The 13,245-nt window shown below is 65.9% G+C and carries 11 protein-coding genes and 1 pseudogene; 4 read left to right on the forward strand and 8 right to left on the reverse strand.

What is annotated here, in order from left to right; all coding sequences use genetic code 11:
• Positions 1 to 20: 20 nt before the first annotated feature.
• The 5 genes from HQQ79_RS06530 to HQQ79_RS06550 form a co-directional block, all read right to left on the reverse strand.
• Positions 21 to 653 carry a response regulator transcription factor gene (locus HQQ79_RS06530; protein WP_071247163.1) on the reverse strand — a complete coding sequence of 211 codons (633 nt, stop codon included), beginning with the start codon at positions 651 to 653 and terminating at the stop codon, positions 21 to 23.
• Positions 650 to 1,852 (reverse strand): sensor histidine kinase, encoded by a 1,203-nt coding sequence (locus tag HQQ79_RS06535; RefSeq protein ID WP_173033180.1) that lies wholly within the window; start codon positions 1,850 to 1,852, stop codon positions 650 to 652. Before HQQ79_RS06535 ends, HQQ79_RS06530 begins: the two co-directional genes overlap by 4 nt.
• A gap of 29 nt (positions 1,853 to 1,881) precedes the next feature.
• Positions 1,882 to 2,679: an ABC transporter permease gene (locus tag HQQ79_RS06540; RefSeq protein ID WP_111023905.1), complete on the reverse strand. Its 798-nt coding sequence runs from the start codon at positions 2,677 to 2,679 to the stop codon at positions 1,882 to 1,884.
• The gene (locus HQQ79_RS06545) at positions 2,676 to 3,515 is read right to left on the reverse strand and encodes an ABC transporter ATP-binding protein (RefSeq protein ID WP_173033182.1); all 840 of its coding nucleotides are present in this window, start codon (positions 3,513 to 3,515) and stop codon (positions 2,676 to 2,678) included. The genes HQQ79_RS06540 and HQQ79_RS06545 overlap by 4 nt, the downstream gene beginning before the upstream one ends.
• A 164-nt stretch (positions 3,516 to 3,679) precedes the next feature.
• Positions 3,680 to 4,252, reverse strand: coding sequence for a hypothetical protein (locus HQQ79_RS06550; protein WP_173033184.1), 573 nt, complete (start codon positions 4,250 to 4,252; stop codon positions 3,680 to 3,682).
• A gap of 139 nt (positions 4,253 to 4,391) precedes the next feature.
• Here HQQ79_RS06550 and HQQ79_RS06555 point away from each other — a divergent pair, with 139 nt between their 5' ends.
• The 3 genes from HQQ79_RS06555 to HQQ79_RS06565 all read left to right on the forward strand — a co-directional run bounded on the left by HQQ79_RS06555 (position 4,392) and on the right by HQQ79_RS06565 (position 6,856).
• Positions 4,392 to 5,324, forward strand: a complete 933-nt coding sequence (locus HQQ79_RS06555) for an NADP-dependent oxidoreductase (RefSeq protein ID WP_173033185.1) — start codon at positions 4,392 to 4,394, stop codon at positions 5,322 to 5,324.
• A gap of 262 nt (positions 5,325 to 5,586) precedes the next feature.
• Positions 5,587 to 5,838 carry a hypothetical protein gene (locus tag HQQ79_RS06560; RefSeq protein WP_173033187.1) on the forward strand — a complete coding sequence of 84 codons (252 nt, stop codon included), beginning with the start codon at positions 5,587 to 5,589 and terminating at the stop codon, positions 5,836 to 5,838.
• A gap of 472 nt (positions 5,839 to 6,310) precedes the next feature.
• Positions 6,311 to 6,856 (forward strand): hypothetical protein, encoded by a 546-nt coding sequence (locus tag HQQ79_RS06565; protein ID WP_173033189.1) that lies wholly within the window; start codon positions 6,311 to 6,313, stop codon positions 6,854 to 6,856.
• On the opposite strand, the gene HQQ79_RS06570 is transcribed toward HQQ79_RS06565, so the two are convergent.
• Both HQQ79_RS06570 and HQQ79_RS06575 read right to left on the reverse strand, forming a co-directional pair.
• The gene (locus tag HQQ79_RS06570) at positions 6,793 to 7,998 is read right to left on the reverse strand and encodes a GTPase (RefSeq protein ID WP_173033198.1); all 1,206 of its coding nucleotides are present in this window, start codon (positions 7,996 to 7,998) and stop codon (positions 6,793 to 6,795) included. The genes HQQ79_RS06565 and HQQ79_RS06570 overlap by 64 nt on opposite strands.
• Before the next feature lie 58 nt (positions 7,999 to 8,056).
• A complete protein-coding gene (locus tag HQQ79_RS06575; protein WP_173033200.1) occupies positions 8,057 to 10,126 on the reverse strand; it encodes a DUF262 domain-containing protein in 2,070 nt (689 codons plus the stop codon).
• 601 nt (positions 10,127 to 10,727) lie between these two features.
• Here HQQ79_RS06575 and HQQ79_RS06580 point away from each other — a divergent pair.
• Positions 10,728 to 12,046: pseudogene (locus HQQ79_RS06580) on the forward strand (ISL3 family transposase).
• A gap of 148 nt (positions 12,047 to 12,194) precedes the next feature.
• Here the strand turns inward: HQQ79_RS06580 and HQQ79_RS06585 are convergent.
• Positions 12,195 to 13,244 (reverse strand): Eco57I restriction-modification methylase domain-containing protein, encoded by a 1,050-nt coding sequence (locus HQQ79_RS06585; protein WP_173033202.1) that lies wholly within the window; start codon positions 13,242 to 13,244, stop codon positions 12,195 to 12,197.
• Between the last annotated feature and the right edge of the window lies 1 nt (position 13,245).

The raw sequence follows: 13,245 nt of genomic DNA on the forward strand, positions 1-13,245 counted from the left end.
GCGAATAGATCGACGAGGTGTCAGCGGAGCAGACCGAGCTCCATCGCGCGGGTCACCGCGCGCGTGCGGTCGTTCACGCCGAGCTTCTCGAACACGTGCCCGAGGTGCGTCTTCACCGTGGCCTCGCTGAGGAACAGCGCGCGGCCGATCGCCGGGTTGCTGTTGCCCTGGGCGACGAGGCGCAGGACGTCGAGTTCGCGCGGGGTCAGCGACGGGCCGGCGGCGGCGGGGAGCGCGCCTGTCGCTCGGCGGACGAGCGCTGCGGCCGCGGAGGGCGCGAGCGCGGTCTCGCCCCGTGCGGTCGCCCGGACGCCGGCGAGGATCTCGGACTCCGGGGCGGCCTTGAGCAGGTAGCCGGTGGCGCCGGCCTCGATGGCCGCGAGGATCTGGTCGTCGGACTCGTACGTGGTCAGGATCAGGACGCGGACGCCGGGGTCGGCGGCGAGGATCTGCGCCGTCGCCGCATCGCCGTCGAGCACGGGCATCCGGAGGTCCATGAGCACGACGTCGGGGCGTTCGGCCAGCGCCACCGTCACCGCGGCGCGGCCGTCGCTGGCCTGGCCGACGACCTCGACGTCGTCGGCGTCCTGCAGCAGGGCCACGATGCCCGACCGGACGATCGGGTGGTCGTCGGCGACCACGACGCGGATCACCGGTTCACCTCCGCCACGGGGTGACGATCGACGGCCGGGAGGCCCGGCTCGGCTCCGGTGGACAGGCTCGCGTCGACGACGGTGCCGCCGCCAGGGCTGCTCGTGATCGTGCAGGCACCGCCGGAGAGCGACAACCGTTCGTGGAGGCCCCGGAGACCGTGCCCGGCTGTCGGGACGCCGGTGTCGAACCCGACGCCGTCGTCGGTCACACGGACGCCGACCTGTTCGGGCGCGTGCTGCAGGACGATGCGGACGGAGCCGGCATCGGCGTGCGCACGGATGTTCGCGAGGGACTCCTGGACGACCCGGAGCAGCACGACCTGGGCGTCGCGGTCGAGCGGGCCGTCGGTCGCGTCGACGGCGACGGGCGTGCCGGTCTCGCGGGTGTAGCGCTCCGCCAGACGGTGCAGGGCCCCGGCCAGGCTGCCGCTCGTGGCACCGGCGACCCCGGCGGCGATGAGGGCGCGGGAATCCTCGAGGGCGGCACGCGCGGACTCTTCGAGGACCACCAGTCGTTCGTCGAGCGCGGCACCGCGGTCGTTCGCCAGGTCCTTGCGGGCACGTTCGGTGAGCATGACGATGCCGGCGAGGTTCTGCGCGACGGTGTCGTGGATCTCGCGGGCCAGGCGCTCCCGTTCGCTCGCGACACCCGCGCTGCGGTGGGCATCGGCGAGGGACTGCTGGGTGGCGCGGAGTTCGTCGAGGAGCTGGCGGCGCTCCTCGGACAGGCCGGCGACGCTCGAGATCCACACGCCCATCGCGCAGGCACCGATCACGCTGATGCCCTCGATGAGCACGGTGCTGACGAGGGCGTCCGGGCCGCCGGAGACCTGCAGGCCGATGCCGCTCGCGACGCCGACCGCGACCGAGAGCAGGACGGCGGTCCGGACCCGTTCGGACTGCACCCAGACCAGCGGGAACGCGATGCACTGCACGAACGCGGTGCTCGGCACGACGGCGGGCAGCACCAGGGCGGCGACGAGGACCAGCGGCAGGAAGGCCGCTGCGGCACGGGGGCTGTCGTAGCCGCGGTGGCCGAACACGACGTAGGCGACGAGGAGCACCACGACCGCGGTGAAGGCCGGCCAGCGGGTACCCCACGGGGACCACCCGAACACGGTGATCACGGCGGTGAGGAGCATCGTGCCCGCGAAGAAGACGTGCAACCACCGGTTGCGCATCCACGTCTCACCGCTCATGTGCCCAGCATCCCACCAGCGGGGCGCCATCAGGCGTCCTTGCGGTTCCACCGGAACGTCAGCAGGCAGGCCACCGTGCCCAGGACCAGCCACGCTGCCAACACGAGGGCTCCGAGGCCGAGGTGCCACGCGCCTCCCGGCTCACCCGACTCGAACGCACCGGGCAGGAAGACGGACCGCATGCCGGACGCCATCCAGCGCAGGGGGAAGACGGAGGCGACGTCCTGCAACCAGGTGGGGAGCTGCGTGAAGGGCAGGTAGACGCCGGAGATGAACTGCAGCACCAGGACGATCGGGACGATGGTGGCGGTGGCGCGCCGGCCCTCGCGGGGGAGCGCCGAGACCGCGATGCCGAGGACGCAGCTGGTGGCGATGCCGAGGACCATCACCCCGGCGAAGACACCCCAGTTGCTCGCGTCGGTCGGCAGGTCGACGCCGAACACCAGGCTCGCGATCGCCAGCAGCAGGGCCGTCTGCACGAGCGTGGTGACGAGGACCATCCCGATCTTGCCGACGAAGTACGACAGGACGGGCAGCGGTGTGCCGCCGAGGCGCTTCAACGTGCCGTCGCTGCGCTCGGTGGCGATGTCGACGCCGAGCGACTGCGTGCCGGAGAGCAGGATGCCCGTCGCCACCAGGCCGGGCAGGTAGTAGGTGGCGTAGTCGACGCTGACGTCCGGACCGGCCTGGATGTCAGCGGCGCCGGAGAACGCCACCGAGAACAGCGCCAGCATGATGATCGGGAACAGGAAGGTGAAGAAGACCGCGTCGGGGGCGCGGAAGTAGGTGCGGATCTCGTACGAGATGCGGCTCGTCGCTGTCTTCATTTCTGTCCCACCATGTCGAGGTAGACGTCCTCGAGGGACGGACGGATGACTTCGAGGTCGTGCATGGGTGTGGTGCTGCTGCGGATGAGCGCCGTCGGGTCGGTCGTGCGCTCGTCGTGGTGTCCGCCGTCGTCGTCACGCCAGCGGACCCGGGGCATGCGGTCCTCGGCGCCGCCGATCTCGTCGATGGGTGCGAGGTCGAGGAGCTTCCCGTCGGCGATGACCGCCGCCCGGTCGGCGAGCTGGGCGGCTTCGTCGAGGTAGTGCGTGGTGAGCAGGATCGTCGTGCCCTCGTGCTGCACCCGGCGCAGGAGATCCCAGAACTGCCGACGGGCCTCGGGGTCGAAGCCCGTGGTCGGTTCGTCGAGGAACAGGACCTCCGGGCGGCCGATGATGCCGAGGGCGACGTCGACGCGGCGGCGCTGGCCACCCGACAAGCGGCTGATGCGGGTGTTGCGCTGCGTTTCGAGCCCAGTCGCGGTGAGGAGCTCCTCGACGCTGCGGTGCTTCGGGTACAGCGTCGCGAAGTGGTTCAGCTGCTCGGCGACGGTGACGTTCGGGGACTCCGCGCTGGTCTGCAGGACGATGCCGATGCGTGCGTTGTGGCTGCGGCTCGTCCGTGTCGGGTCGTGACCGAGGACGCGGACCTCTCCGGCGGTGCGGGAGCGGTACCCCTCGAGGATCTCGACCGTCGTGGACTTGCCGGCACCGTTGGGGCCGAGGAGCGCGAAGGTCTCGCCCCGGTCGATCGTGAAGGAGACGTCGTCCACGGCACGTTTGCCGGTGGCGTACTGCTTGCCGAGGTGCTGGACCTCGATGGCGGGGGACTCGGGCATGGGTCCAGCTTCGCCGCCCGGTGGCCGTGGGGGATCGGTCGGGGCGGTGGTCTCGGCATCGTCCGATCGGGGGATGGTGCCGGCGGGGGAGGTGGTTCGGTTTCCGGCCGCTGACGGTTCTGGTTCGCGATCGTCGGGGATCGTGAACCGAAACCGTCACCGTCTCAGTACTGCGGCCGGACCCAGTCCGTCGGCTGCACGAAGCGGGCGCGGGGCAGGACTTCGTCCGGCTCGGCGGTCCGCACGCTCGTGATGATCGTGTCCTCGCCGTACTCCGACAAGCGGCGGGCGATGCCGTCGCGCTCGTCGACCACCAGTGTCGCGCGGGTCGCCGGGTCCCCGCGGTGCTCGAAGGTCACCAGGATCGAGTGTTCGCCGATGTGCTGGACCAGGATCGGGTGGAAGCTCTCGGGGCCGCGACCCCATCGGAGCATCAGGTCGGGCACGGCCATCCGGACGACGGGATCGGAGACCATGCTCCGGGCGAACGAGATCTCGTCCGGGCCGTCGTCGGGGTCGTGCAGCACGCCGTCGCGGTAGGAGACCGGCTTGGCCCGCTGGCGCACGAGGGTCCAGGTCTGCGCGGCCTCGTCGATGTCGACGCGGAACTGCCAGTACTTCTGCCGGGACTCCTGGTGGATGCCCTCGAGGACGTACCGGGCGGGTCGGCGAAGAGCGCCGAGCTCCTCGGCGATCGCGGGACCGTCGGACCGGGTGAGGAGTTCGTCGAGACGCACGGTGCCAGCATGGCGCACCACGTGCCGTGGACCGCACCCCCTGACGGGCGGGAGGCGCGGGGCGGGTTGATGCCGGGCCTCCAGGCCGTGGGGTGGTCGCGTCAGGTTGCGTCAAGCAACGTGCGCGTAGACCGGGAGGATGCAGGTCGTCGGAGTCGAACAGTTCGGAGGGCCCGAGGCCCTCGCCGTCCACGAGGTGCCGGAGCCGCACGCCGGTGCGGGATCCGTGCGGATCCGGGTGCAGGCGTTCGCCGTGAACCCGACCGACACGGGGGTGCGTGCCGGGCAGCGGGACAGCTCGCAGGCCTCGCCGCCGTACGTGCCGGGGATGGACGCCGCCGGCGTCATCGACGAGGTCGGGCCCGACGTCACCGGATGGCAGGTCGGCGACGAGGTCATGGCGATGGCGCTGCCGCTCAGCGCCCACGGTGGCGCCTACGTGCAGGAGCTCGTCGCGCCGGTGGGGTCGTTCACGCGGATCCCTCGCGGGACGTCTCTTCCGCTCGCCTCCACGGTGCCGATGAACGGGCTGACGGCGTTGCAGATCCTGTCGCACGCCTCGCTCGCGCCGGGGCAGACGCTCGCCGTGACCGGGGCCGCGGGGCTGCTCGGGAACTACGTGGTGCAGCTGGCGAAGGCCGCCGGGCTGACCGTCATCGCAGATGCTGCTCCGGCCGATGAAGCACTCGTCCGGTCGCTCGGGCCGGACCACGTGGTGCCGCGAGGAGCTTCCTTCGCCTCCGCTGTCCGTGAACTCGTGCCGGGCGGGGTCGATGCGCTCGCCGATGCTGCCGTGCAGCGCGACGAGGTCGTCGACGCCGTTCGTGACGGGGGAGTCTTCTTCGACGTGCGGGGGTGGCAGGGCAACGGGGCTCGGGGGATCGCATTCGTGCAGGTGATGGTGTTCTCGGAGTACCGGTCGTTCGACAAGCTCGAGCAGCTGCGGCATGCGGCGGAGAGTGGGACCTTGACGCCGCGGGTCGCTGAGGTGCTTCCGGCTGCGCGGGCTGTGGAGGCGCATGAGCGGTTGGAGGCCGGGGGGACGCGGGGGCGGTTCGTGCTCACTTGGTGAGTTGACGACGTGATGATCGACGGGAGGCGCGGTGCCGGTTGGTGCCGCGCCTTCCGTTTGTCTTGCCTCGACCCATCAGGTCGTCGGCTGCACGCCGCGTCCGGCCTGGGACTCTCACCCGCTCATTCGATCGGCTCTTGGCGACTCAGTTCGCACCAATGCTGAGCGATGAGTTACGGACCGGCTTCTGCTTAGGAAGACGGTACGTTCTTGTGTGACCGCTGAAACATCCCATACATAGCGTGGTCAACGAGGAGGCGAAGTGGGTGAGACTGACAAGGCGTTCCGCAGCCCGGCGGACCGCGGCGCCGCGATCGGGGCGCTTTTCATATTTGCCCCAGTCGGGGTTATGTGCACTGCGGGGGCTGCGGCACACGGGTTCGGCGCCTGGTCGCTCATCGGTCTCGCTCTCGTCCTCGCGGGAGTCCTCTGGGCCATGGTGCTCGTCACGCGAGCGGCTGCCTTCGTCGAGTGCTCGCTGGAGTGGATCACGGTGGGATTATCCCCGTTCTGAAGGACACGGCTGCTTCGTCATGACCTCATTCAGATCACCGTCGTCCGGATCGACGCCTACGCCGATTTCGGCGGATGGGGGATCAAGGGGTCGGCCCGGAACTCGAAGGGACGGCTGTACTCGGTGGGCGGAGAGATAGGTGTGCGGATTGAGGTGCGGGACGGGCGAACGTTCGTCGTCGCGTTCAATGAGCCGGCGACGGCGGAGTCTACCCTGCAAGCGCTGCAGGGACCGGTCTGACCGTGCTCAGCGCCGCGCATCACTCCGCTACGCGCGTCAACCCACAGGCCGTTGCGTGTCCGGGTCATCCCGAGGTGGAGCTCCCGGCGCCCTCGCTCTTGTTCGATTCACGATGGGTTGGCCGGAGTTGCGTTCAAGAGCCACGGATCGACGTGCGCCAGGAGTACTCGTTCTGGTGGATCGCGTCGTCACCATTGGCTGCGATTGCGATGCCCTTCCATAGGCTGAGCGCATGCCAGCAACGCAGCTACCATTCGAGCCCTCAGAGCTCACCGTCCGCCAGCTGCTCGCTTCGTACGTTGGTGTCCTCGACGAGCTCCTCCGCCGCGGACTCGTCAGAACTCGCAATTCCCCGCTCGGTGACCTCGCCGAGTCACTCGCGCTGCGCGCGTACGGCGGTGCGCTCGCGCCGAATTCGGAGAAGAGCTACGACCTGCGACGACCTGACGGGCACCGTGTTCAAGTGAAGGCAAGAGTTATCAATCCTCTCGATAGACGAACGCAAGCATTCTCCGCGTTTCGGTCATGGGAGTTCGAAGAAGCGCTCTTCCTGCTCTTCGACGCCGCGACCTACGACCTGATCTGGGCGCGAGAATTGAGTCGCGACGAGACCATTAGCATCGGGCGCAGAGTGGAGCACACGAATTCCTCCACAGTGCATGTTCGCAATGTGCTGCGCGCTGGCCTAGACGTGACGGACCTGATTCGAGATGCCTACGAGCGCATAGACGAGCCAGCGTCGGAGTCAACTACGGGTTCGACCTTCGACGCTCGCTGATCGACCAGATTCCGGATGACCTTCACGAGCGTCGGGCTGTAGTCCTGCCAGGCCTCGTCGATCCTTGAGATATCAACCTTGCCGGTATGGATGCCCTCGCACAGCCGCATCCATCCTTCACCGGCTGCGGCCGTGAGTGCTGCGGCGACGGATGCGCTGACCACCGAGCCCGCTCCCGGTAGGAGCTTGATGAAGCTGCGCGCCAACGCGCGTCCAGCGAGTTGCGCGCTGAGCTGAGCCACAGTGGAAACCGACATCATCGTCTTGAAATCCAGATCGTAGATCGCGGCGATCCGGCCCATCATCGTGAGCTGAATCGGCGCGAGTGTGAGCGCGTCAGTTATTGGGATCGGGACCGCGGCCGCCGCGGCAGCAGCGGACGCAGACGCGGCGATAACCGGTCGGGCCAGCTGGCGTTTCCAAGGAAGATTGAGTCGCTGAGCGACACGAAACGCATCCTTGGTGTCATCGGGTGATAGTGCAAGTGTCTCGACGAGCAGATCACCGAGCCCGTGGCCCGCACCCTTCCCGTGTTTCCCGACAACGGACGTGAGTACGACGCTCTTGACGGGCAAATCAACCTCTCGCCCGTCCGCATCAGTAGGCGCTTCGAGCCAGGCCTGGAACTCCTGCACACCTTCCGGCGCCTTGAATTTACCAGTGACCGTTTTCCTCCAGTCGACCTTCGTCAGTACGAGTATGACTGGGAGGCCAGCGGTGTCCAACTCACGGATGATCTCGATGTCGGCGTGTGTGAGCCGGTCCGCAGTCGAATTCACGCAAAACCACACCACTGAAATCTGTTCCTTGGTGGGCTTGCTGGCAACGATCTTGAGGTGGTCGCGCAGTGAACCTGCCGGCGACTTGGACGAGCCGATCTCGAACCCCTCGAAGTCCCATACCCCGAGCGCCTCATCAGAGTAGTAGTGCACACCCTCTGTGACTGGGAGTCCTTTGCCGACTTTCGCGAGATCACGGCCGAAGATCGCGTTTACAAGGGAAGATTTGCCTACGCCAGTGCCCCCGACCACGGCGAGGTTGAACCGTCCGTACCGACCCTTCGCTTTTGCATTTGCTGTCAGGAACGGTTCACTATCGATCGCCCGCTCGTGGTCGGCGTCGCCTGGGGACTTCGGGAGCATGAACGTGTGTCCTTTCGATCCAGCGGGGTCGTGGCCGGAGTTTTGGTCTAGTGCGAATCTAGTGCTGGGTGACAGACTCTTGTGTTCGACGCCCCTCGTGCAGACGCCAAAGATCGTCAAGCCTGCGGCCGTCGGGAAGAGTCCACTTACGCCACCCATCCACGGTGGGAACCTGGGCTGCCTCGCGAGCCGCCCGGGAGGGAGTGTCGAACGTCCGACCGTCAGGCAGCTCGAAGGAGCCGTCTGCCTGAACGACGGCGCTGTACTGGTCGCCGACTCTCGGTCGTTCCCACACGAGGGTCGCACCAGCTTCGATTAGCCCCGCGGCGATGAGATCTCGAACGGTTGTCCTCGGCCGTCCTGGCCCTGTGCGGACGGTCGGGGCAGAGAGGGCGAACTCGTCGAGGTCGACGAGCGACGTGCCGTCTTCAGTGCGCTCTATATCCCAGGCAGCCGCGAGCTTGAGGAGCAACTCTCTCTGGCGTTCCTCCAACCGCTCGGGCGTCCAGACCGGCTCATTCAAGACCCCGACCGTGATTGCAAAGGTCGTGACACCGCTTGCTGACTTGAAATACCGCTTCTTCTTGGTCTCGAACTCGTAGTTCTGCGCCTCAGAGTTCTTCTTGCGGTCGAGGAGCACCAGGTTCGCAAGCCGATGCGTCCAGTGGTCGCGGAGCTCGTCGTCGAACAGCTCGCTCCAGATCGAGCCCTCTGCTGGCGACTGCGGAAGAACATGCTCGACGGTAATGATCTTCGGATTGAATTGCATGCTCGTGCTACTGAGCAGGTCGTTCAGGCGGAGCAGAACATAGCGACGGACCGGCGCAGACTTGTAGATCGGTCCGCGCAGTTGAGCAAGAGTCTCTCGCCGCTCGTCGTCCGAAAGTTCGTACTCCGGGGAGTCGATTCCGAGCCCAGCGGTGAGGCTCCGGAGGAGGTTGGCATATCGGGTCCCGCGCGGGGTCGCGTACTCCCGGCGGATGAGCATCGAGGCAGCCAATCGTTCGAGTCGAGAGAGATGCTCGATAAGCTGGATGGGGTCCTCCGAGTGCCGCTTCAACAGCCACAGAGCGACAGGGCGCCAGTCGCCGGTGTCGAGTTGGTTAAGGGTACGAAGCCAGTTATTGACGACTTCGGCGTCGTGCGGCCAGGAGTAGTTCTCGTTGTCGATGATCGCGGAGGCGTCTGCATAGGGCAGCAGAACGTCGTCGATGAACGTCGACCCGTCGCCGGGCAGGAACCGCCGAAGCACCTGCTCCGGAAACTCCTGAAGTAGCTCTCTGGTGGGCCGCGTCATCGAGTAGATCGTTCGAATGTGTGCGAAGAGGTCTTGGAACGATGCTCGACCGAGGTCGATCTCCGCCTCTTCCCACTTGTTGGCGAAGACGCTTCTCGATTCGGGTGGCAGACTGCCGATCACGTCTGATTTGAAAATGTCAGCGGCCGACAGGTCAAGACCGCGCGAGTTCATCACACTGAAAATCCGGTGCGCACTCGCGATGTCTGGGGTCGTTACGACGACGAGGTAAGTGCGGGAGCTGATGAGCTTCGAGAGCGCCACACGACGTCCATCCTCCCAATCCCGGAGGACCTCGTGAAGGAGACGCGCGTTGTCACGGATGTTCTTCTGCGCGTCGGTTGCGAGGGCTCCATCCGGTGTGGACATCAGTCCTGCGAGATCGGAGGCCTGCTGGACCCTGGTTTGGAAGAATTCGGCGTCGCGGTCGCGAATACGCAGCCGCGGCTTCGGCTCGAGGTCGAGCAAGCTGTTTCCCGGTTCGATCACTAGGGCGCTCAGTGCAGATGCGAAATCCCCAGTTGACAGTGCACGGAGCACCGACAGCAAGATCGTTAGTGTCGTGAGTCGCTGCTGCCCGTCGATCACTTCGGCGAACGGCGAATCATCGCTCTTGATAAGAACGAGCGACCCGAGGAAGTACGGCTCGGTTGCGGTCTCTCGAGCGAGCGCATCGCTGAGATCGTCGAGCAGCTGACGAGCCTGCGCTCCTCCCCAAGAGTACGGCCGCTGATATTCCGGAATTTGGAACTGATAATCAGAGCTGAAAATCTTCGAGACGGACATTTCATGAGCACTGAGCTGGGCCAAGCTGTTCCCCTTCAACTTCATGAACGCGGGCTTTCGGCACACGCTAGCGATGATCGTAGTCGCTATGAAATGCCGTCATGGCGACTCTCGTCTCCGGATCGCGGCTTCGCGCCACGATGTTGCGGCAACGATCGCTCGATCGCCGCACCGCGGCTACCTCCTCCTCGGCAGCATGGTCAGCCAGAGCTCGTCCGACCCGGTGTCCCGGGCACCCTCGCCTGTCCCTCGTGTATGCGCTGCGAAACATTCGCCTTCACGTCAGTCTGCGCTAACGGGCCTCGCCACCGCTTTACGCCGCTGAAACTCTAGATCAGCTCGCAGATGTGTGGCAAAGGCCCGAGGAGGACCCTAGAACCACAGGCGCACAGCTAGCCGCGACTGTGGCGCTGGGGTATACCCAAACGTTACGTACCGACTGAATATTGTCGGGCTCCCGGCCGTGGGCCAGTACCTCTTCAAACGAGTAATAGCGCTCTCCGCAGTTGAGGGGGTAGCTGCGGTGTCTGTGGTGGGCGCGTCGGTGGCGGGGTGAGGGTCGAGGTCTCCCGATGATGGAGGTTCCTATGCCAGCCACTGCCGGAAGACCTCGACGTGGTCCCACGCTACCTTCGTCACCCCTGACCTGACTTCGTTCTGCCGCCTCGATGAACTCGGCTTGACCGCAGTCGGGCAATGCCTCGACCTCGACCGGGCGGTGATCGAATGCCGGCGGTCGGTCCTGGATCCCTGGTGCCACCGGTGCGGCGCGGAAGGGACATCGCGCGGACACTCACGCGTCGGCTGGCGCACGAACCGTTCGGACATCGCCCCACCACGCTGCTGGTTCGGGTGCGCCGGTATCGGTGCGGGCACTGCGGGCACTGTGGACGCAGTTGGCGAGAGGACACGAGCCAGGCGGCGCCAGAACGAGCGAAGCTCTCCCGGGCCGGGCCGGGCCGGGGCGGGGCGGGGCGGGGCGGGGTGCGGTGGGCACTAGCCAGCGTCGTGATCGACCATCTCACCGTGTCCCGGGTCGCTGCCGGGCTCGGGGTGTCCTGGGACACCGCGAACAACGCCGTCCTGACGGAGGGCAGACGGGTCCTGATCGATGATTCTGCCCGCTTCGACGGCATCACCACGATCGGCGTCGACGAGCACGTCTGGCGGCACACCCGTTACGGTGACAAATACGTCACCGTCATCATCGACCTCACCCCGAACCGCACCAACACCGGGCCAGCCAGGCTGCTCGACATGGTTCCCGGCCGCTCGAAGCAGGCGTTCAAAGACTGGCTCGCGAACCGCCCGCAGGCTTGGCGGGACGGCGTCAATGTCGTCGCGATGGATGGGTTCACCGGGTTCAAGACCGCCGCCGCCGAAGAGTTGCCCGACGCGATAGCGGTGATGGACCCGTTCCACGTCGTCCGCCTCGCAGGCGATGCGTTGGAACAGTGCCGGCGACGGGTGCAGCAGACGTTGCACGGCCACCGTGGTCGAGCCGGGGACCCGCTCTACCGTGCACGTCGGACCCTGCACACCGGTGCTGACTTCCTCACCGACCGACAGCACGCCCGCCTGCACGCCGTGTTCAGCGTTGAGCAGCATGTCGAGGTCGAAGCGACCTGGGGGATCTACCGGCGCATGATCGCTGCCTACCGGCGCCCCGACAAGAACACCGGGAAGCAGCTCCTGCAAGCTGTCATCGACTCCATCGCACACGGTGTCCCGGCATCGTTGGTCGAGCTCCGACGGCTCGGCCGCACTCTTACCCAGCGCGCCACCGACGTGCTCGCGTTCTTCGACCGGCCCGGCACCTCAAACGGGCCCACCGAGGCGATCAACGGGCGCCTGGAGCATCTCAGCGGCAGTGCGCTCGGGTTCCGGAACCTCACGAACTACATCGCCAGATCCCTGCTCAAATCCGGCGGCTTCAGAGCCCGCCTACCCCCACAAATGCGATGAGCCAGTAATGGGGTATCGCGGGCTGCACGGATACGGTTAGCGATCCGGTCATAGTGCCTTCTTCTCGCGTCACGACTGATCGGTACAGTAGCTGTCTGCTAGACAAGGCATATATACCTGCGGGAGAGGGCGGGGCGGCGTGCGAAAGTTAGGCCATCGGCTTCAGACGCGACTCGATGAATTCAATCTCGACGTGATCGAGGTCGTACTTGGCGTACAGCTGCTGGTCGATGTCCGGGATCGGCTTTGACCAGTCGATGTCTGAGGTTTCCGTGAAATCCTGGCGTGGAACATACTTCCAGTTGTTTGCCGGGTTGTGCTGGGTGACTTTAAGTACGCCAAGCATCGCCCGTGCGAACTTGGACTTCACATATTTCAAGCAAGCCTCGGCCTCGGCCTCGGTGTCGAAGGCGCCAATGGTGATGAAGGTCTGAGTAACCGCAACTCGTGGTTCCGCAAGCAAAGGTGCGCCGAGGATGAGCGCGGGTTCCCCGCCAAACTGTCCGAGGTGCCCCCGGGATGCAGGCGCGACAACCTTGAACATGTCGAAGTTCTTCGGCCCTGTGACGTACTCACTACGGATCCAACGCGACGCGCGCTTCTTCCCGTCGAGTCCCAGAACCCGCACGTACTGCTGGCCGTCATTGGGGTGCTCGACGCGGTAGAGGAAGGAGAACTGATTGAACGCATTAGTGCTGATCAGCGCTTCGTTCCCTGCGGGCCGAAGCTCGCGCGCCTCCGGATTGTCGTCATACAGCTTCGCCGTGTATCGGTACGAGCGAGAACTCGTGATGTGCGAGTCCAACGAGACGATGCCGGACTCGACCACCTTGTGGAGGATCGTGTTGAGCTCCGGGTAATGCGTGAAGGTACCGATGGGCTCACCTTCGTGATTCTCATCGCGATACGTGACCGCGATCCCGCCGTTGATGTTCGTGCCGGGAAACAGTTCGTCGCTGTTGGGTGTGTAATGCGGGACGGTCAGGTGAGGGTCAGCGAGCATCTTCTGGTTCCACGCCTTCGGAGTGAATCCGGCGTTGAAGAGGAAGCGCGCCGGCGTGATGAGCACGGCCTTGCTTGCGACCTCGTAAGCGGCATTCATGAACTGGTGGTACACGGGCGTATCACGTGTGCCACCGCCCTGCGCTTCCTCCTGGTAGGGAGGGTTGCCGATCACTACATCGAACTTTTTTCCCACG

Origin of the sequence: Curtobacterium sp. VKM Ac-2852, from assembly GCF_013205045.1 — a bacterium.
GTDB classification, from domain to species: Bacteria; Actinomycetota; Actinomycetes; order Actinomycetales; family Microbacteriaceae; genus Curtobacterium; species Curtobacterium flaccumfaciens.